This window comes from Verrucomicrobiia bacterium, assembly GCA_036405135.1.
Lineage (GTDB): Bacteria > Verrucomicrobiota > Verrucomicrobiia > Limisphaerales > JAEYXS01 > JAEYXS01.
Genome location: DASWYF010000038.1, coordinates 65,205 through 86,513, shown reverse-complemented (window position 1 = coordinate 86,513; position 21,309 = coordinate 65,205). Strand labels below are relative to the sequence as shown.

At 55.8% G+C, this 21,309-nt stretch carries 16 protein-coding genes; 5 read left to right on the top strand and 11 right to left on the bottom strand.

The window, feature by feature from the left end:
- Positions 1–169: 169 nt before the first annotated feature.
- Entirely contained in the window at positions 170–835 is a 666-nt protein-coding gene (locus tag VGH19_18925) for a hypothetical protein (GenBank protein ID HEY1173449.1), read from the top strand.
- A 141-nt stretch (positions 836–976) separates the two neighbouring features.
- The gene (locus VGH19_18920) at positions 977–2,215 is read left to right on the top strand and encodes an LL-diaminopimelate aminotransferase (protein ID HEY1173448.1); all 1,239 of its coding nucleotides are present in this window, start codon (positions 977–979) and stop codon (positions 2,213–2,215) included.
- Between the two features lie 115 nt (positions 2,216–2,330).
- Here VGH19_18920 and VGH19_18915 read toward each other — a convergent pair whose 3' ends face one another.
- Both VGH19_18915 and VGH19_18910 read right to left on the bottom strand, forming a co-directional pair.
- A complete protein-coding gene (locus VGH19_18915; GenBank protein HEY1173447.1) occupies positions 2,331–6,050 on the bottom strand; it encodes a response regulator in 3,720 nt (1,239 codons plus the stop codon).
- A 128-nt stretch (positions 6,051–6,178) separates the two neighbouring features.
- A complete protein-coding gene (locus VGH19_18910) occupies positions 6,179–6,475 on the bottom strand; it encodes an isoamylase early set domain-containing protein (protein HEY1173446.1) in 297 nt (98 codons plus the stop codon).
- Between the two features lie 265 nt (positions 6,476–6,740).
- On the opposite strand from VGH19_18910, the gene ilvD reads away from it, so the two are divergent.
- Complete coding sequence (gene ilvD / locus VGH19_18905) at positions 6,741–8,474, top strand: dihydroxy-acid dehydratase (protein HEY1173445.1); 1,734 nt, start codon at positions 6,741–6,743, stop codon at positions 8,472–8,474.
- Between the two features lie 323 nt (positions 8,475–8,797).
- On the opposite strand, the gene VGH19_18900 is transcribed toward ilvD, so the two are convergent.
- Positions 8,798–9,370, bottom strand: coding sequence for a methylated-DNA--[protein]-cysteine S-methyltransferase (locus VGH19_18900; protein HEY1173444.1), 573 nt, complete (start codon positions 9,368–9,370; stop codon positions 8,798–8,800).
- A gap of 296 nt (positions 9,371–9,666) precedes the next feature.
- Here VGH19_18900 and alkA point away from each other — a divergent pair, with 296 nt between their 5' ends.
- Positions 9,667–11,139: a DNA-3-methyladenine glycosylase 2 gene (alkA, locus tag VGH19_18895; GenBank protein HEY1173443.1), complete on the top strand. Its 1,473-nt coding sequence runs from the start codon at positions 9,667–9,669 to the stop codon at positions 11,137–11,139.
- Here the strand turns inward: alkA and VGH19_18890 are convergent.
- Positions 11,131–12,192, bottom strand: a complete 1,062-nt coding sequence (locus VGH19_18890) for a hypothetical protein (GenBank protein HEY1173442.1) — start codon at positions 12,190–12,192, stop codon at positions 11,131–11,133. The genes alkA and VGH19_18890 overlap by 9 nt on opposite strands.
- 227 nt (positions 12,193–12,419) lie before the next feature.
- On the opposite strand from VGH19_18890, the gene VGH19_18885 reads away from it, so the two are divergent.
- Positions 12,420–13,688, top strand: coding sequence for a TCR/Tet family MFS transporter (locus VGH19_18885; protein HEY1173441.1), 1,269 nt, complete (start codon positions 12,420–12,422; stop codon positions 13,686–13,688).
- A gap of 86 nt (positions 13,689–13,774) precedes the next feature.
- Here the strand turns inward: VGH19_18885 and VGH19_18880 are convergent, their stop codons facing one another.
- Genes VGH19_18880 through nuoH form a run of 7 tightly spaced genes read right to left on the bottom strand, consistent with a single transcriptional unit; the run spans position 13,775 to position 21,307 of the window.
- Positions 13,775–15,322, bottom strand: coding sequence for an NADH-quinone oxidoreductase subunit N (locus VGH19_18880; protein ID HEY1173440.1), 1,548 nt, complete (start codon positions 15,320–15,322; stop codon positions 13,775–13,777).
- Positions 15,323–15,340: 18 nt separating this feature from the next.
- Positions 15,341–16,900: an NADH-quinone oxidoreductase subunit M gene (locus VGH19_18875; GenBank protein ID HEY1173439.1), complete on the bottom strand. Its 1,560-nt coding sequence runs from the start codon at positions 16,898–16,900 to the stop codon at positions 15,341–15,343.
- A 3-nt stretch (positions 16,901–16,903) separates the two neighbouring features.
- The gene (gene nuoL / locus VGH19_18870) at positions 16,904–18,802 is read right to left on the bottom strand and encodes an NADH-quinone oxidoreductase subunit L (protein HEY1173438.1); all 1,899 of its coding nucleotides are present in this window, start codon (positions 18,800–18,802) and stop codon (positions 16,904–16,906) included.
- Between the two features lie 12 nt (positions 18,803–18,814).
- Positions 18,815–19,120: an NADH-quinone oxidoreductase subunit NuoK gene (gene nuoK / locus VGH19_18865; GenBank protein ID HEY1173437.1), complete on the bottom strand. Its 306-nt coding sequence runs from the start codon at positions 19,118–19,120 to the stop codon at positions 18,815–18,817.
- 1 nt (position 19,121) lies between these two features.
- Complete coding sequence (locus VGH19_18860; protein ID HEY1173436.1) at positions 19,122–19,625, bottom strand: NADH-quinone oxidoreductase subunit J; 504 nt, start codon at positions 19,623–19,625, stop codon at positions 19,122–19,124.
- Between the two features lie 12 nt (positions 19,626–19,637).
- Positions 19,638–20,201 (bottom strand): NADH-quinone oxidoreductase subunit I, encoded by a 564-nt coding sequence (locus tag VGH19_18855; protein ID HEY1173435.1) that lies wholly within the window; start codon positions 20,199–20,201, stop codon positions 19,638–19,640.
- 38 nt (positions 20,202–20,239) lie between these two features.
- On the bottom strand, positions 20,240–21,307 hold the full coding sequence (gene nuoH, locus VGH19_18850; protein ID HEY1173434.1) for an NADH-quinone oxidoreductase subunit NuoH: 1,068 nt from the start codon (positions 21,305–21,307) through the stop codon (positions 20,240–20,242).
- Positions 21,308–21,309 lie beyond the last annotated feature (2 nt).

The following is a 21,309-nucleotide window of genomic DNA, read 5'->3' as shown; positions in this document are numbered from 1 at the left end:
GATAGCACAGGCCCCCGTTGACCTTAAAAACAACCGCTCAACCGCTTAAATCAAAATCAAGAAAACCGCCACGCGCGTTCTTTCACGCGCCATTCATCTCCTTTTGTACGCTTGGCTCAGCTCTGTGGTTTGCTACTGATTCTGAATCACAAAATCCTTTATTGTTGTCATGCCGCCCGGCTCACAACACTCTAAATGGAAAGTGGAATCCGCCCAGCCAGTCGATCCGGCCTTGCCGCCACGCAATCTCATCCGCGTCCTGACGGCGTTTGCCGTATTCATGGTTTGGGCAGCCATTTTAACAGGAATGTTTGATGGAGAATGGACCCCGTCAGATGAGAAAGGTTGGGATGACATCATCCTTTCCAAATTGTTACTGACCGGTTTTGCCGCCTTTTGTGCGCGTTGGACCACACGTGTCCTACGTCGCCCAGATGGTAAGACGGACCGGATCATCATGCTCATCTGCATTTTTTGGATCATCATCATCTTGTCCACAGGTGTTGTGTCGCTACTGCCGGAAACATTTTTCCCCACCACCATGGTGATATTCGTTCTCTTTTGGACACCCGTGGTGTTTTGGACTTATCGCAAGCTGGAAGCCAAATGGACCTCTGATCGCGAGATTCATCCTTTAGCCACTGGCGTGAATTGGCCTGCAGATCGCCACTTCCTGGCCTGCAGCTGCTTCTTTTTGTATACCGCTTGGACAATGGGAGCGACCGCCCTAAGTGAGGATTTACCTGAAAACTTCACTAGTGCTTACGGCATCATACTTCCCGTGATCGGCGCTTTGTTAGCCTACCACATCGGCAAACGTCTGCTGAAACAGTAGTTCGCCTTGGGAATTGCTCATTCCTTCGTCATTCGGATTTCCGTCATTTGTCATTTTCCCAAGTCTCTCCCGCTCTTGCGTCCCTTGCTCCCGTTCCCTATCCTGCGCGGCTTAATTGTTTGGTTTTGAAAGCGATTCGTTATGGCATATCTGAATGACAACTATTTGAAACTGAAGGCTGGCTATCTGTTCCCCGAGATCGCCCGTCGCGTGAAAGTCTTTACCGATGGCAATGCGGAAGCCGCCAAGCGCCTCATCCGTTGCGGCATCGGCGACGTCACCGAGCCCTTACCTCCTTCTGTGGTGAAGGCACTCCATGCTTCCGTGGACGAGATGGCCAACCGCTCCACTTTTCGTGGCTATGGTCCTGAGCAAGGCTATGAATTTCTGCGCAAGGCCATCGCCCAGAACGATTATCGTGATCACGGTCTCGATGTCGCCGATGACGAAGTGTTCGTTTCGGACGGTTCCAAGTGCGATTGCGGCGGCATCCTTGACGTCCTCGGCCACAACAACAAGCTCGCCATCTCTGACCCCGTATATCCCGTCTACGTGGATACGAACGTGATGGCCGGTCACACCGGTGATGCCGATGAATCCGGCGCTTACGCTGGCATCATCTACCTGCCCTGTACACCGCAGAACGGTTTCGTGCCTGAGCCGCCGAAGGAAAAAGCGGACGTCATCTACCTCTGCTCGCCGAATAACCCGACCGGCGCAGTCGCCACCAAGGCCCAGCTCGAAGCGTGGGTGAAGTATGCTTTGGCGAACAAGGCCATCATCCTTTATGATGCCGCCTACGAGGCGTACATCTCCGACCCGTCCCTGCCGCACTCCATCTACGAGATCCCCGGTGCGCGCGAATGCGCCATCGAGTTCCGCAGCTTCTCGAAGAACGGTGGTTTCACCGGCACACGTTGCGCGTTCACCGTGGTTCCGAAGACCTTGCTTGCTGCCACAGCTTCGGGTGAATACAAGCCCCTGCACCCGCTCTGGAACCGCCGCATGAGCACCAAGTTCAACGGCGTGAGCTACATCATCCAGCGCGCTGCCGAAGCCCTCTACACGCCGGAAGGCAAAGCAGAGGTGAAAGCGCTCATTGAGCACTACATGGGCAATGCGAAGATCCTGCGCGCAGCTGCCGAGAAAGCCGGTCTGCCAGTTTACGGCGGTGTGAACGCACCTTACATCTGGGCAGGCACGCCGAAGGGCTACACGAGCTGGCAAGCCTTCGATAAGATCCTGAACGAAGCCAACGTAGTCATCACCCCGGGCAGCGGCTTCGGCTCCAAGGGCGAAGGCTATTTCCGCATCTCGTCCTTCAACAGCCGCGCGAACGCGGAAGAAGTCGCTCGCCGTCTGCAAGCGCTCAAGTGGTAACCATCCACTGACATACTCTACTCAAGGCCGGAGCAAAAATGCTCCGGCCTTTTTCGTTGGAGCGCGATCAGCCAAGCGGCGGATACGCCAGCTATGCCGGCTCCGCTCAAAACTACTATTCTCCAAGCTTTTCCCTCGTCAGTTTCTTCAAACCTAAAAACTTCTCCTCCATCAACGGAATCATCGCCTCCGCATCCGTCATGTTTTTCTCGACGATCAAGTGTTCCATCTGTTTCGCGACCGTCATCAGCGCCGGGCTGCCGATCGTCGCCGAGGAACCTTTGAGCATGTGCGCCAACCGTTCCGCATTCCCTGCATCGTTCGCTGCAAACGCAACGCGCAACTCTTGCAACCGTTCCGGCACATCCTGAATGTAGGCCGCGAGAATTTCTTTGATCAGCAGATCGTCATCTCCATAGCGCTCGCGCAGCTCCACCTCATCCCACAATACACTATCATCGGGTGCTGGTGCGGGCGTCATAGCGGTCGATTCCATAGCTTTACCGTCACCTTTGTGCCACCGCTGAAGGACTTCTGCAAGCTGCTGCGGATGGATGGGCTTTGATAGAAAATCGTTCATCCCTGCATTTAGGCATCGTTCACGATTTCCCCCGGTGACATTCGCTGTCAGCGCGATGATGACGATGTCCGGATTCAACACACCAGTCCCTTTGGCCCTGACCATCTGTGTCGCCTCATACCCATCCACGTCCGGCATCTGACAATCCATCAGCACCAGATCATACGGGATCACCTTCAGCGCCTCCACCGCTTCACGCCCGTTCGCCGCCACATCGGATCGATGCCCCAACCGTTCCAAAATCGCCTGCGCCACCATCTGGTTCGCCACATTGTCATCCGCCACCAGCACCCGCAGACGCTGTCCCGCCGTCTTCAGTTTGCTCTCTTCCATCACCTTCACCAGTTCGGTGGAAGATGCTTCAAGGTCCGGACGATAGAGACAAACCAGTGACGCATACAGCGGTAATTGCTTCACCGGCTTGCTCAATGAATCGCAGAATACCTCTCCGATCAGCGACTCCACCTGTGTCTTCTGTTTGTTCGTGATCAGTGCGATGATGTCCGTGCTCGCTCCATCTTCTTCGCGTTTCGCTGCCTTGGCCAGTTGCACAGCCGATGTGTCTTCCAGATCGCCATCCACCAGCAAAAGATCGTATGGTTTCCTCTCCGTCTTTGCCGTGCGAATGAGCTGCAGCGCCAGCTTCCCATTTAACGCCGTCACTACCGTAAAGCCCCACGCCGTCAGCAACCCTTCCAGGAAAGTCCTCTGCGCTCCATAGCGCGCCACCACTAGCGCTCTCCGCCCCTCGAACAGCGTTTCAAACTTCACCTTCCGCGTAGTCTGCGAACCTGGCTGTAATTCCACACTGAACCAGAATGTCGAACCAACGCCTTCGGTGCTTTCCACACCCACCTCGCCATCCATCAGCTCTACCAACCGCTTCACGATGGACAGCCCCAATCCCGTCCCACCATAGCGACGAGTAGTGGAAGCATCCGCCTGCGTGAATGGAGTGAATAAGTTGGCCAGCTTCTCTTGAGAAATGCCGATGCCGGTATCCTTTACCTCCACACGTAATAGAGTCTGTTCGTTCTCGCCAGGACTGACGCGCGCTTTCAGAATCACCTCACCCGCAGAAGTGAACTTCACCGCATTGCTCACCAAGTTGATGATGACCTGTCGCAATCGTCCCGGATCACCTCTGAAATTCACCGGCAGAAACGGATCCACATCACAGATCAATTCCACATTCCTCTCCTGTGCTTTCACTGCCATCAACTCAGCCACTTCCTCCAACATGTTTCGCAGGTCGAAATCGATGCTCTCCAGATCCAGCTTGCCTGCCTCCACTTTGGAGAAATCCAAAATGTCATTGATGATGCCCAGCAAGTTCTCACCACTCGACCGGACCAGTTCCGCATGCTGCCTTTGCTGTGGCGTCAAAGACGAATCGAGCAACAATCCCGTCATACCGATGACCCCGTTCATCGGCGTGCGGATCTCATGACTCATGATCGCGAGGAACTCATCTTTCGCCCGCGATGCCAGCAGCGCCCTCGCTTCCTCTTCCGAAGAACGCCGCGCGAAGTAAGCAAGGATGCCCGTCAGCACTGAGAATGCCCCGCCGATCAACAACACGAACAAGGAACTTCGCCACGCCGTCAGCACCAAACGCTGATGCAGCGGTGTCAGTTCGATCTGCCAGGTCTGGTTGGCCAGCGTCAAAGGCACACTTGTTTTCCAACGTCCCACCAACCGCCCAGGCTCCGCCTTGCTCTCAAAAACAGTCACTCCCTTCTCATTCACTGCCAGCCGGAAATCCGAGAGAAATGCCGGATGTGTCAATGTCTTCATCAGCCCATCCCAGTCGAAGACAAATCCGATGAAGCCATCAAATGTGCCACCTCTTTTCACCGGTTCATAAATCAGAAATCCTTTCCCCCCCTGCACCAGATCTACCACATCAGAAACCGTGGTCGTCTCCCGGTTGCGTGTGTCATGGATCACATTACGCCGTTTTTCTTCCGCCTGTAGATTTAACCCCTGCACACGTTCATTCCCGGACAGCGGCTCCACCCATTGAACCACACTCTCCGCATCCACCCATTCGATCACTTTTACATAAGGCATGTCCTTGTAATGATTCAGCGCATCGAGACGCCAGTATATCTCCGGCGTACCCCGCATTGCCGTCCAGCGGGAAGCCATTCGGCGATGCGCTGAGTGGGCTTCCGTAAGAGCGAAGGCTATTCGATCCCGGAATCGCTCCGTTTGCTGCAACAACCCTTGGCGCGCCTTCGCCTTCTCACCCACCGTCAGATAGATGGAAAGTCCGATCACCAGCACCAATCCCGCTGTGGTCAGCCGCAACGCCACACGAAATGGCTGTTCCGCCGGCCTCCACAATCCCACCTCATCATCTCCCTTCGTCGCCTTGCGCAGAACTGTGTAGATCGCCAGACACCCCACACTCGTCCCTATGGTGAAGAGCTGCACCTTCAGGATGCTTTGCTCTAGATGCTTGCCCACCAAAGCCAATGGGGCATCTACCGCTCCCAAAATCAACCACACGGAGATCACTGCGATATGCAGCGTGCACCAACGCAGATCCATCCACAATGGACTGCACGCTAGTAAGACCAACATGATCAGGGCTGCCGCCATGGAGATGGGAGTGCCCTCATAAGCATAGAAGGCAGACAAAGCCGTCAAGATCACGACTTGGCTGGCAAACACCCTGAGTGTGTATGTCTCCATCAAAGGCCGCGAACTGGCCAGCGACGCGACCAACGGCAGCACGATCATCACGCCCCATGAATCACCACCCCACCAGATCGTCGCGAACTCCAGCCAGTAAAATTCACCACCCCAAACCAGTTTCGTGGAGATCGTTCCCACCAACGCACTGATACTGCACGCAAACGCCACCGCACCTATGAACCCCGCCAACTGTTTCGGCGTCTGCGGCAGGAAATGATCCTTGCAGATGCGCCGGATCAATATCACCCCCACCACCGCTTCCGCACTGCTGCCCAAACCATTGATTGAAGCCGACAGTATGTTCTGAAAAAGCGCACCACTGCCAGTCTCCATGAACGCCACGAGGTTCGATCCCATCGCTCCTAAAAACACACCCGGCCACAGGCGCTTGCCAAAAATGAGCAGGCAGCTGAACGCAATACCGGCGGGCAGATAGATCGGGCTGGCGTGTGTCTCGGGCGCGGTCAGCAGCAACGTAAGTCGCGCGACCGAAAAATAGATCAGCGAAAACGCAAAAATCTTGAGGACATCATCCCAACGACTTGATGGCACTCTGTTATGATTCACTAGTGCTAGGCAGATTAGACTCTTCGGCTCTAGGACGCAAATAACAAGCCCCACCAATCGCTAAAACCACAAATTTTGCCATCAAGAAGCCAAAATAAAACCCTTTCATCTCTTTACACAGCCGGATGGTCCATCGCCACCATCAGCACCGAGTTCTCCGTGCCGAACGCATTGAGGTGACGCATGTTAGCTTGCGGATCCGTTACCCATTGTCCATCCACCACATAACGGTATTCATACATCCCGCAAGGCAGGGATATTTCCATCTGCCATTTGCCATCCTTCTTTTTCTCCAATGCGATGGGTGATCGCTCCCAATCCGTGAAATCTCCCGCCAACCTCACCTCTCGTGCTTCAGGAGCCAGCAGTTCAAAGGTGACCTTGTGTTTCGGAATCTTCGCTTTGGCCATGGCAATTCCTTAGGGGCATGGGACCAGCACGGCATCCCTTGTTAGCTGTGATAAACAGAAACTAATCCATTCCATTAGAAAGTCCAAGCGCCAAATATTCCTTCGAAACGAGCGGCACAATATTTCACTACACATCTTAGTATAGCACGCCACTGCTTTTCCCAGTTCTGTGTATTCCGTTTATTTTTACCCCGACTTTTTTGTCGGGGCTATGGTTTGCCCTCTTGTCTTTCCTTTGTTTTCCTGTTGAAAATCACCCACCTTAATGAAAACGAAGAAGTCCACCGCACCGAAATCAGGTAATACCCTGCGTCCTTATTCCAGCCTCATGCTTGATGGCCCAGACCGCGCTGCCAGCCGCGCGATGCTCTATCCCGTAGGCTTCAAGCAGGAAGATTTCTCCAAGCCCGTCATCGGCATCGCTTCCACCTGGAGCATGGTTACGCCGTGTAACATGCACATCGACAAGCTCGCGCTCGAAGCCGAAAAAGGCGCGAACGCTGCCGGTGGCAAAGCGATCATCTTCAACACCATCACCATTTCCGATGGTATCTCCATGGGCTCCGAGGGCATGAAGTATTCCCTCGTCTCCCGTGAAGTCATCGCCGACTCCGTGGAAACCGTCGTCGGTTGCCAAGGCATGGATGGCTACGTGGCCATCGGCGGTTGTGATAAAAACATGCCCGCCTGCCTCATGACCATGGCCCGCATGAACCGCGCGGCCGTGTTCGTCTATGGCGGCACCATTCTCCCCGGCTGCATCACCGGTGACGTCCAGAAGCGCAAGCTCGACGTCGTCTCTGTGTTCGAAGCCATCGGTGCCCATGCGAATAAGCGCATCGATGATGCGGAACTCCAGCAGATCGAATCCTGCGCCATCCCCGGACCCGGCTCCTGCGGTGGCATGTATACGGCGAACACCATGGCCAGCGCCATCGAAGCACTCGGCATGAGCCTGCCGAACAGCTCCGCGCAGAACGCCATTTCTCCCGCCAAGATGGATGACTGCCGCCGCGCTGGTGAAGCCGTCGTGAACATGTTGAAGAAAGGCATCCGCCCGCTCGACATCATGACGAAGAAGGCGTTTGAGAACTCCATCACTGTCGTCATCGCCCTCGGCGGTTCCACGAACGCCGTGCTGCATCTCCTCGCCATCGCGCACTCCGCGGGCGTGAAGCTCACCATCGATGACTTCACCCGCATCGGCAAACGCGTCCCCGTGCTCGCGGACTTGAAGCCCAGCGGCAAGCACCTCATGTCCGAGGTCGTCGCCATCGGCGGCATCCGCCCGCTCATGAAGACCTTGCTCGAAGCCGGTTTGCTCCACGGCGATTGCCTCACCGTCACCGGTGAGACGATGGCCGAGACGCTCGCCAATGTGAAACCGTATCCCGCTGGCCAGACCATCTTCCGCCCGCTCGATAACCCGATCAAGAAAGACAGCCACCTCGTCATCCTGCGTGGCAATCTCGCGCCGGAAGGTGCCGTGGCCAAGATCAGCGGCAAGGAAGGTCTGCACTTCGAAGGCAAAGCCCGCGTCTTCAATTCCGAATACGACGCCATGGATGCCATCCTCGCACTCAAGATCAAGAAGGGCGACGTCGTCGTCATCCGCTACGAAGGACCGAAAGGTGGCCCCGGTATGCGCGAAATGCTTGGCCCCACGTCCGCCATCATGGGCCAAGGCCTCGGCAAAGACGTCGCGCTCATCACCGATGGTCGCTTCTCCGGCGGCACGCACGGCTTCGTCGTGGGCCACATCACGCCAGAAGCTTACTGCGGCGGCCCGCTCGCCCTCGTGAAGAACGGCGACAAGATCATCATCGATGCCGAGACCCGCGAACTCCGCCTCGACGTCAGTGCCAAAGAACTGGCCAAGCGCAAGAAAGCCTGGAAAGGCATCAAGCCGCGCTACAACTACGGCGTCCTCGCCAAATACGCCAGCGCCGTCACCACCGCCTCCGAAGGCGCCGTGACGGATAAAAACCTGAAGCTGTGAGCTAACCAGCCTCAACGAATCTAAACGAGAAGCGGGCAGGACCTCCTGCCCGCTTTTTCTTTTTCAAAACCTCGCAATCCGCAAGCGCTCGCCCGAACACACAACGCGCCAAGGAGCGCGGCTTTTAAGCCGCTTCAACGTCCACCAGCCAACCGCACATAAAATTAACCCGGTGCCTAAGCAAAGACCTGCGCTCTCTTCCCCAATCCCAAAGGGATTGCATCAATCAGCCCAGCGGTTGGATTGCGACGCAGGAGCAATCCTACCCTGGGTAATCGTTCGAAATTCCACAACCCTGAAGGGGTTGCGTAAAACTCTCATTCTCAACGATTCTTGATCAAATCCCTAACTCCCAACAAATCCGACTCCATCAACGGCGTCGGTGTTTCCTTCATCGCCTCAATCACCGCATCTTCATGCGGTTGGCGTCCCTCCAACCCCAACAAAAACGCCTTCGCCTCCAACCCGCCCGCAAACCCCGTCAGCTTCCCATTCGAGCCGATCACCCGATGACACGGCGCGATGATTGAGATCGGATTCCGCCCATTCGCAGCCCCCACCGCCCGAACCGCCTTCGGACTCCCCACCTGCTCCGCGATCTGCGCATAACTCCGCGTCTCGCCGAACGGAATCGTCACCAGCGCCGCCCAAACCTTCCGCTGAAACTCCGTCCCGCGAGAATCCAGCTTCACACTGAACTTCTTCCGCTCGCCCGCAAAATACTCCCGCAACTGCTTCACCACCTCCACCAACACCGGATGCTGCTTATCTTCCTTCAACGCGCCCAACCGCACCCGCTTCGGATCATCATTCTCCCACAAGATCGCCACGAGCCCCTTGTCACTCGCCACCAAAGTCAGCTCCCCCACCGGCGATTTCATCTTCACAAACGACATCACCTCCGCCGCATTCTCCGTAGTCTTTCCTTCACGCATTTTCATATTCTCCAAAACATAACAGAAAGCCCCGCATCCGCTCGCCATTTTCGGACATCAATATATATGCAAAGCGTATCATGAACTTCCGATGAGAAAAGCGGATGAGAAAGTCCAAGCGCATAACACCCTCGCCCCTCGGAGGGGAGAGGGCCGGGGTGAGGGGTGCCAGCGAGCCAATCGTCCCCAATACTCACCGAAATACACATGTCCGAAAATGGCGAGCTTTCCCGTCTCTGCTATCCTATCTTCCACCTGTGCAGACCGACAGCAAATCTCTTTATCAAGCGCTCCTCGCCCGCGACCGCCGTTTCGACGGCCTCTTCTTCGTGGCCGTCACCTCCACTCACATCTATTGTCGCCCCATCTGCCCCGTGAAACCGCCCATGGAGAAGAACTGCCGCTTCTACTCCACCGCGCCAGAGGCTGAGCAAGCCGGCTTCCGCCCCTGCCTCCGTTGCCGCCCTGAACTCGCTCCCGGCCACGCCCCCGTCGATGGCTCCCAACGCATCGCCCACCTCGTCGTCCAACGCATCGAAGAAGGTCACGATGACGAAACCAGCGCGCTCGAATCCATTGCGAATGAATTCAACCTCAGCTCCCGTCAGATCCGCCGCATCATCCAGAAAGAACTCGGCGTGCCACCCATTCAACTCTTGCTCACGCGCCGCCTGCTCCTTGCCAAGCAACTCCTGACCGAGACGAAACTCCCCATCATCGACATCGCTTTCGCCAGCGGCTTCGCGAGCCTACGCCGTTTCAACGACGCCTTTAGCACCCGCTACGGCATGCCCCCGACCCGTCTGCGCAAGCAAGCCGTTGACGACACCCTCAAGCTCACCAGCACCGACACCTCTACCCTGCTGCTCACCTATCGTCCGCCCTACGATTGGCCCGGAATGTTAGCCTTCCTCAAAGGCCGTGAACTCAAAGGCGTGGAACTCGTCACCGAAAACGCCTACGCCCGCACTGTCAGAATAGGTGACGCCACCGGCTGGATCAAAATAACGCACCAAGCAAACAAACACTCCCTCGCCCTCGAATTCAGCCACACAATCGCCCCCGTCTTGCCCGCGTTGTTGAACCGCATCCGCAATCTCTTCGATCTCAACGCCCGCCCCGAACTCATCACCAACCATTTCGCCAACGACTCACTCCTTGGCCCATTGACCAAAGCCAATCCCGGCCTCCGAGTTCCCGGTGCCTTCGATGGCTTCGAGCTTGGCCTTCGCGCCATCCTCGGCCAGCAAGTCACCGTGAAAGCCGCCACCACCATCGCCGGCCGCGTCGCCACCGCGTTTGGCGAACCTATCACCACTCCTTTTCTCGAACTCAACCGCCTCACACCTTCAGCCGCAAACCTCGCCAAAGCCAACGTCGATCAAATCGCCCGCCACGGCATCGTCAGTGCGCGTTGCCGTAGCATCATCGCCCTCGCCCAAGCCCACGTGAACGGCACTCTCTCACTCGATAGCAGCCATCACCACAGTCCCGAAGCCACCATCGAGCGCCTCACCGAGATTCCCGGCATCGGCAAATGGACCGCGAACTACATCGCCATGCGCGCCCTCCGCTGGCCCGATGCTTTTCCAAAAGAAGACATCGCCATCCGCAACAACCTCGGCGGCGTCACCGCGAAGCAAGCGGAAGAGATGTCCCAACCCTGGCGTCCTTGGCGCAGCTACGCCGTGCTGCACATCTGGCGAAAGCCTGCTTTAGCATTACCCTGAAGAATCATTACTATCGGATGTCATCTTGTTAATCGTCTCCATGGTCGTTTTGTAGATCGCTTCGTAATCTATCGGCGGATTGAGAATCGCCAATTGCTCTTTGAGTGTTTCAGCGGCTGCCCGATATACAAACTCCGAAACTTCGTCCCTCATGAGCACATCTCGCGTAGGACCATGGTATTGCGGGTTCTCCAATTGCAGATGCATCACCCCAATGAACGGCCGTGGAATCACCACTCCTTTGCCGGTATCGGGATTCGTGACAAACCGCGACTGCCGGCAACCCCTCGTGCTATCTGGAAACAACTTGCGCAGGGCCTTTCCCAAACCCTCTAGGTGTGAACCGCCTTGCGTCGGATAATAATTCACAAAATTCTTAACATAGGGCGTGCCTGTGTGCACGAAACGCAGATAGCACTCCACCTTCATGTCTTTCTCGATAGCCGCAAAATGCAGACACTCCGGGTGCTGGGAATAGCGGGCATAATCCGCCTCCATGATATAACTCCTCATCCCATCCCGATAATGGCAACCCACCTCACCCTCCAGATCATCCGCTGCAAATCGCGTCGTCATGCCTGCACGCAGCATGCTCATATCCCGTAGCCAGCCGGTGATCTTGTAATACTCGTTGTACCCGCACCTCTTGAAAACATCTGCTGCCGGAGAAAATATGATCTTCAGATAAACGCTCCCATCACCCCCACAGATCGCCTCACTGATCTCTGCCTCATCCCGTATTTCCATCCGGCGACAAGTTACGCCATCGGAACTTTCAATCGCGAATTCGACGCTCGCACCCGCGATGATCTCCAGCCACCAGTCGTGGGAACCGCGACTGGTTAACACCCCAAACCAATCCACCTCTTTACGTGGCAGAAACTCATCATAAAGCAGTCCATCAAAAGTGACGGTGATACGTTGAACATCAGTGTTCTTTACAGAAATCGAAAGTTTGCCCCTCCAGGCATCTGCACCATTCGTCAAAACAGATGTCACCGCATACCCCACCATCTTCGGAATCGCCTCACACCCACCACAGCCAAAATACATCCCAGATTTCTTCCTGACACTGACAGATAACTCCCTGAATTGCTTGAGCGAGATAGGCATTTTTGAACTCCTGAAAGTGAATAAAAAACTATCAAAATTACCGTCAAACCACCAGCTATTTCAGAGCTAAAACCATCGTTATAAATCATTATTTTCCACTGAATTTATCATCAAAACTCCATCCTTTCCTTTACCTCTCAGACCCGCTTTCATCTGGCCTTCAATTTGTGACGGCACGCAAACCAGCGCTGGGCTTTATCTTCGTGACGCTCGTTCTCGATATCCTCGGGATCGGCCTCATCATCCCCATTTTGCCCAAGCTGGTGGAAGAACTCGGCGGTGGCGGCATCGAGAAAGCCACGCACATCTACGGCTGGCTGGCCGCGATCTATTCCCTGATGCAGTTCCTCTGCGCGCCTCTGCTCGGCAGCCTCTCCGACCGCTTTGGCCGTCGCCCCGTCATTCTGGCTTCCTTGTTCGGAGCCGGTCTCGATTACTTCCTCCTCGCCTTTGCACCGAATCTGATCTGGTTCTTCGTGGGCCGTATCATTGCTGGAATTACTGGAGCGAACTTCGCCGCGGCCACCGCTTACATCGCAGACATCAGCCCACCGGAGAAACGTGCGGCTAACTTCGGCCTCATCGGTGCCGCCTTCGGCCTTGGTTTCATCATCGGGCCCATGCTCGGCGGTGTGCTGGGCGGTTACGATCTGCGCCTGCCCTTCTTCGTCGCTGCCGGACTGAACTTGTTGAACTGGGTCTACGGCCTCTTCGTCCTGCCGGAGTCTCTCGCCCCAGAGAATCGTCGTAAATTCAGTTGGGCCGTTTCCAATCCCATCGGCTCACTGCTCGCCCTGAAGAAATATCCCGTGGTGTTCGGCCTGGCTGAATCGTTCTTCCTCTTCAATCTCTCCCATCAAGTCTATCCCAGCATCTGGGTGCTCTACACCAGTTACCGCTATGAATGGACACCCACGCAGACCGGCCTCTCCCTCGCCATCGTCGGCGTCATGGCCGCCATCGTCCAAGGCGGCCTCACCCGTGTGATCGTGAAGAAGTTCGGTGAAGTGAAGACCGTCCTCTACGGCTTCTCCATCTTCGCCATCGCTTATCTCTGCTACGGGCTCGCGCCTAAGGGATGGATGGTCTATGTCGTGATCGTCTTTGGCTCCCTCGGCGGCGTCACTGGTCCAGCTATCCAAGGCCTCATCTCCCGCAATGTCGGTGCTGATGAACAAGGTGGCGTGCAAGGCTCCCTGACCAGCCTCGTGAGCGTCACGGGCATCATCGGGCCACCCATCATGACCGGCCTGTTCGGCTACTTCATCAGCAAAGATGCTCCCTTTGTTTTGCCCGGCGTCGCCTTCTTCTTCAGCGCGGCCCTCATCATCGTGGCCTTATATCTCGCCGCGGTTTCCTTCCGTAAAAATAAGCACCTGCACGCTTCCCCTCCTGGTGATTCCAGTTCTACAGAACCCCAACCACCGGTTCATTGATCCGGTCGTAGAAGCGGAATAAGAGCAAAGAAAAAGCGCCTGTCTTTCAACAGGCGCTAAAACTTGGTATCGGTGAAAACTCTCGCTTAGTGCTTCGCGTGCTCAACACGGCCCGCCACCTTGTGTTTCACTTCCACGGAGGAATCCAGCTTCAGGTCAGATACCGCATTCTCACCCGCTGTCAGCGGAATTCCAGGGAACAGCCCGAGGTAAAGGATGGCCGCCACACAGGTCGCCAACATCGCTTTGACCGGGTAGGAAACTTCGATAGGCGTCGTCTCGCTGTTCTCCTTGCTCCAGTAGATCGCACGCACCACACCGAAGTAATAGTAGAGCGACATCACCACACCAGCGATCGCCACAGCGATGACGATGAACGCCATCGGATGCATGATCGGGTCTGCCGGATTCGAGATCGCCTGTTCCGCCACCGCTTTCACCAGCAGGAACTTGCCGACGAAACCGGCCAACGGCGGAATACCCGCCAAGGAAACCATCGCGATCGTCATCGTCGCCGCGAGGAACGGTGAACGCTGGCTCAAGCCGGAGAGCGAGGAGATATCATCGCCATCCACCTGCTTCACCACCACGATCAATACGCCGAACGCGGCCAACACCGTAAAGAGATAACCCGTGAGATAATACAGCACCGCCGAAGAACCGCTCACCGAAGCCGCCGCCACACCCAAGAGAATATAACCCGCGTTCGAGATGCTCGAATAACCCAGCAGACGCTTGAGATTGCGTTGCGGGATCGCGCAAAGATTGCCGTAAAGGATGGTGATAGCCGCCACGATCATCAGCACCACCGTCCAGTTGATGGCGATCGCGGGCGCAGCACCGAACAGCACACGCAATACCAGCACGAAACCAGCCGCCTTGGAACCGACCGCCAGAAACGCCGTGGCAGGCGTCGGTGCACCTTGATACACGTCCGGAGCCCAGACATGCATCGGGAAAGCCGCGATCTTGAATGCCAAACCGAAGAACACCATCAGCAGACCGAGCTGCAACAGCTTATGGTCACCCAAGGTGCCCGCCGCCGCCCAACCGCTCGTGATTCTCTGCAGCTCGTTGAAGTTCATCGTGTTCGTCGTGCCGAACACCAGCGCGATGCCATACACCATGAAAGCCGAGGAAAGCGCACCGAGAATCAGATACTTCACACCGGATTCGAGCGACTTCGTCTGAGAGCGCAGGAAGCTGGTCAACACATAGAACGTCACCGTGACCAATTCCAGCGAAACGAAGAGCAGGCTGAAATCATTCGCCGAAGCCGCGAACATCATGCCTGCCAAGGCAAACAAAGTGAGCGAATAGAATTCGGAGATGCCCGCCTTGATACGGTCCGAATATTCCACAGTCAGCACCAATACGATGATTGCTGCCGCAATGAAGAAGCGTTTGAAATAAAGCGCCAGCTGATCCTGCACATACATCCCGCCGAACGCGTAACGCACGCCATCGCCCTCCACCAGATCGGTGAAGCTGGAGAAGAGGACCAAAAACAGCAGGCTCGCAGCTATATAGCCTAACTTGACCTTTGACGCCGCCGGCACCCACAGATCCGCCAATAGGATCAGCAGGCCGATGACGGCCACTGCGATTTCCAAAGTTATCAGAGATGTATTCATCTACCTTCAGTCAAAATGTTAACGCACGGACGCCGTGTGCTTCTTATTGCCTTCAAGGGTCGTTTCCTTGTCGTTGCCTGGCGGTTTGGACATGCTCACGATCTTCTCCGCATCCGGCTTGATTTTTTCCGTCAGGCTGCCCGGCACGAAACCGAACCAGAGCAACGCCGCAACCAAGATCACGAACGGCAGCTTGCGCCAAGGATTGGACGCATCAGCAATGTTCTTGAAATCCGCCACGAGTTCACCGTGCAGGATATTACGGATGGCGCGCAGCATATACACCGCGCCGATCACCAAGCCGCCCCAGCATGCCAGCGCCGTGGCTACCGGATAGGCCTTCCACGCACCGAAGAACACCATCGCCTCACCTACGAAATTCGCGAAGCCCGGCAGACCGCAGCCCGCCATCATCGCCATGATCATTACCGCACCGATGAACGGCACCGCCCGGAGCAAGCCACCCATCTTCTCGATCTCCAACGTGCGCGTCTGCTGATACAGATAACCGCTTACTGCAAAGGTTAGTGCCGCCAGCAACCCGTGCGCCACCATGATAACGATCGCACCCGTGATACCCACCAGCGTCAAACTCGCGATACCCAAGAAGATGAAGCCCATGTGCGCCACACTCGAATTACCGATGAGCAAGTTCAGGTTCTTCTGGCGGATGGCCACCAGACCGCAGAACAGGATGTTGCCCAAGCAGAGGAACACAAGGATGTCCAGCCAGCCTGGACCAAAGATGCTGCCACTGTTCAACGCATCCGGCAGCAACGGCAGCGCCACGCGGATCAGACCGTAAAGACCGAACTTCTTCAGCACCCCGGCGTGCAACATGGAGGTAGCCGTCGGAGCAGACCCATAACCGATTGGCGCCCATGTATGGAACGGCCAGAGAGAAACGAGAATGCCGAATCCGAACAGCAAGAGTGGGAAGATGATGCTCTGCACTGCCGCAGGCAAAGGCTGCGCTTTCAGACGTGCTGTGATCTCCACGATATCAAACGTGTTTGCACCCGCCTGAACGTAGAGCACGATCAAACCGAGCAACGCGATGAGCGCGCCCAAGCTGAGATACAGCGTCATCTTGAACGCTGCGTAATTCTTTTCCGTCCCCTTGCCCCAGACACCGATCATGATGAAAGTCGGCACCAGCGCGAGTTCATGGAAGAAGTAGAAGAAGAACAGGTCCAGCGACGCAAACGCACCGATGATACCGCCGCTCATGAACATCAGGAGCACATAGAATTCCTTCTCGCGATCCTTGATCTCCCAAGAAACGCAGGTCGCTGCAAAAGCCACAATCGCCGCCATCAGCACGAGGCCGACGTTGATACCATCCACACCCACGTGATAGCTGATACCGAGAGATTCGATCCATGCCACCTTCTGCACGAACTGGAACGTTTCTGCACCTGTCTGGAACTTGGCGAACAGGACGACAGCCATGACCATGGAGACAAATGTCGCTCCCAATGAAATCAGGCGCGCGAGGAACCGCAGGTTGCGCGGCAAGAACAGGAGCAATATGCCCGCCAGCAACGGAACACCGAGTATGAAAGTTAAGAGAGACATGGTCTATCGAGCCAAAGTGAGGAACATGACGATCGCGGCCCCAAGTGCGATGAGGAACGCGTAAGTTTGAAGATTGCCGGACTGCACCAGACGCAGCACGCGGCCAGTCAATTCAGTGCCACCATGGACACCGCGCACCAACAAGCCCGCGATGATCCAGCGATCCACCGCGTCCGCAAAACGCGCGAGCGCTTCTTGCGAGATCTTGATGAGCTTCGTGTAGAGTTCATCGAAGTAGAAGCGGTTGCTCATCAAGCGGGAGAGGAGCTTAAAATACGACGTGAACTTGTCCGAGGTGGCGTTGTTGTAGAGCAAAAAGGCCGCGAGACCACCAACGACTACAGCAGCCAGACCACTGAAAGCGGCCAATGGTGCATGACCGAACGGTTCCAAGATATTGTTCGGAAAACCTGAACCATGATGCTCATGTCCGAAGAAATGACCGTAGAAGCTATTGATACCAATAACACCCGCCACAACGCTTAGCACGGCGAGGAACTGCAACGGCAGCGTCATCAACGCCGGAGATTCATGCGCATGATCGGCAGATTCAGATTTGGCCTTGCCCAAGAATGCCACGAAGAACAAGCGGCCCATGTAGAACGTCGTCAGCACAGCAACCAAGGCGGCGATGATGAACAACGGAATGCTTCCGTGATGCGCTATATCTGCCGCGGCGGCCAAAATCTCGTCCTTACTATAAAAACCACTGAACGGCGGCACACCGCACAGAGCCAAAGTACCGATGGCAAAGGTCCAGAACGTGATCGGCATCTTCTGTTTCAAACCGCCCATCTTCCAGATATCCTGCTCGTGATGCAGCGCGTGGATCACAGAAGCTGCACCGAGGAATAGCATCGCCTTGAAGAACGCGTGCGTGGTCAGGTGGAACATCGCCGCACCTGGAGCGTGCAAGCCCACGGCCATGACCATGTAACCAAGCTGCGAAAGCGTTGAGTAAGCAAGGATGCGCTTGATGTCATTTTGCTGCACCGCCATCAGCGCTGCGAGCAAGGCCGTGATACCGCCCACCCAAGCTATGATGTGCAGCGCTTCCGAACCTGGAATCGCGAGAATGAAGAACACGCGGCACAGCATGTAGACACCGGCGGCCACCATCGTTGCTGCGTGGATGAGCGCGGATACGGGCGTCGGGCCTTCCATCGCGTCCGGCAACCAGACGTGCAGCGGGAACTGGGCGGACTTGCCCATCGCACCGCAGAAGAGGAGCAAACCGGCAATCGTAGTCATCCCGCCCAATGCATAAGGATACTTCTCAAGGTGTTTGCCAATCTCATCAAAACCTAGATAACCCGTAGCCGACCAAACAGCCAAAATACCGAGGATGAAACCGAAGTCACCGATACGGTTCGTCAAGAAAGCCTTCTTAGCCGCGTCACCCGCGGAAGGTTTCTCATACCAGAAACCGATGAGCAGGTAGCTGGACACACCCACCAACTCCCAGAAGATGAACATCATCAGGAGGTTGTCCGCCAGCACGATGCCGAGCATCGAGAACATGAACAGGCTCAGGTGCGAGAAGAAGCGAGAGAAGCACCGGTCTTCATGCATGTAAGCGTAGGAGAAAACGTGGATGGCCGTGCCCACCCCCGTCACCACCAGCAACATCATCTTGGCCAGATCATCCAGCTTTAGACCGATGGTCACCTTCAGATCACCGACCGAAATCCAAGTCCACGGCTGAACCGGCACACCGTATTTGTCCGGTTGTGAAATGCCGAAAAAGAAAACGAGGCTCACCAAAAACGCCACCGCTGAAGCACCGATCGAGATTAGCGCGCTCAGGTGCTTGTTCTTCTGCGTAAACAGACCGGTGATCACTGCCGAAATCAACGGCAGTAACAAGATCAGCCACGCAGTATTTTCAACTTTATCAAACATGTCCCAAAATCCTTAGAGTTTCATCGAGGTCAGATCCTCGACATGTGCGCTCTGGCGTCGGCGATACAGCGCCACGATCAAAGCCAGGCCCACCGCCACTTCCGCCGCTGCCACCGTGATGATGAAGAACACCATCACCTGCCCGTTCAGGTTGTCATTCATGCGGGACATCGCCACCAGCGCGAGGTTCGCCGCATTCAGCATCAGCTCCAGCGACATATACATGATCAGCACGTTGCGCCGCAGGATGACGCCCAGCAGCCCCAGACAGAACAGGAGCGCGCTGACCACCAGATAATGTTGAGGACCGACTTGCATGTTATTTCAAATCCTTCTTGCTCAGCAAAATCACGCCCACCATCGCCACTAGCAGTAGCAGTGAGAGGATTTCGAAAGGCAACAGATATTGGGAAAACAGGATGCCGCCCAATGCCTTCACTTCACCCGCCTTCGTCGGAGCCGCCAAGCCTTCACCCACTTTGGAATCCATCAACGTCTTCACCAGGATAGCCGCGATCGAACCCACACCGATGATTGCCGCCGCGATGCCGAACTTGTTGAACTTGCGACGTTCCTCTTCTTTCAGGTCGAGCAACATGATGACGAACAGGAACAGCACCATCACCGCGCCCGCGTAAACCAGCACTTGCACCGCCGCCAGGAAGAAGGCGTTCAACAGCACGAACAGACCGGCCATCGAAGCGATGGTCAGCACGAGGAACATGGCGCTCGTCACCGGGTTCCGGCTGAACGGATTCGCCACCACCATGAAACCGCAGAGCAGTGTCAGGAAGGCAAAGATGTAAAAGAAGATGTCTTGCATGGATCGTCCGGCCTAATTTTTCTTCACCACCGGGAACGATTCCTGTTCCTCGGCTTCCTTCTGCTTGTGCTCCCACTTCTTCACACCGCGGTGGGTTCCGCCCAAGGACAGCAGCTTCTCTTTGTTATAAACCATCTCTCCCCGGCTAAGGCCGGTGAGGGAGTAATCTTTTTGCAGGAAGATCGCCTCTTCGGGGCAGACTTCCTGGCAGAAACCGCAGAAGATGCACCGGAGCATGTTGATCTCGAATTCCTTCGGCATCTTCTCCGCGTTCTCACGGTCGGCCACTTCGCCGCTCGGTCCTGGAGGCGTGATCTTGATGGCCTTCGGCGGGCAGATGAATTCGCACAACTGGCAGGAGACGCACTTGGTGTTGTCATCCTCATCTTTCACCAGATAAGGCGCACCACGGTAACCCGCTGGCACGGTCCACTTCTGCTCGGGATACTGCATCGTCACGGACTTCCGCTGGAAGACCGTGCGATAGAAATGTTTGCCAGTCACCTTGAAGCCGCTCATCAGGGCCGGAAGGTAAATCCGTTCCCACCAACTTAATTCTGGGCGTTTGACGATCATATGGCTGATTGATTTCTGATGGTTACTGCATCACTCCATCAGGAGTTCATGGCCCACAAAACAACGGCGTAGAAAAGGATGTTCGCGAGGGCGAATGGCACAAACCGGCGCCAGCCCAAGTCCATGAGCTGGTCATAACGGAAGCGTGGAAGCATCCAGCGCACCCAGATGAACAGCACCATGAAGAACAACATCTTACCGACAAAAATTCCGATGTGGATCAAGCCACCCATGATCGTGGTAGCCGGCTGATCCAAGCCTGCGAATGGCAGCGTCCAGCCACCGAAGAACAGCGTCACCATCATCGCGGAGGCCGCGATCATATTCGTATACTCACCCATGAAGAACATTGCGAACTTCATGGAGCTGTATTCCGTATTGTAACCAGCTACGAGTTCCGTTTCGGACTCAGGCAAATCGAACGGCAGACGGTTCGTTTCCGCAAAGGCCGAGATCAAAAAGATGAAGAAGCAGAACGGCAGCTTGAAGATGAGCCAGTTCGGCAGGAAACCGAACAGCAGACCTTGCTGGTAACCGATGATGCTGCTCAGGTTCAGGTCACCCACCAGCATGAAGATCGGCACCACGCTCATACCCATCGCGAGTTCGTAGGAGACCAATTGGGCGCTGGAGCGAATACCGCCTAGGAACGGATACTTGGAATTCGCCGCGTAACCCGCGAGCACGATGCCATACACACCGAGCGACACGATGCCGAAGGTGTAGAGGATGCCCACGTTCAGATCCGCGATCACCATCTTCTGATTGCCGAGCGTCGAGCCGAACGGGATCACCGCCAGCACGAGGAACGCCGGGATTAATGTCAGCATTGGGGCGAGCCAGAAGTAAACCTTCCGCACGTGACCAGGCATAAAGTCTTCCTTCAAGATAGCCTTCACAGCGTCAGCCGCCGGTTGCAGCAAGCCCCAAGGACCGACGCGGTTCGGGCCCACGCGATCTTGAATCCACGCCGAGATGCGGCGTTCCGCCATCACGTAGTACGACACCATCGGCAGCACCGCGAGGAAGAGCACCGCCAAAATCTTGATGGCGCCCCAGACCGCGATCTGCAAACCCGGAGACAAATTATTGATCCAATCGAACATGC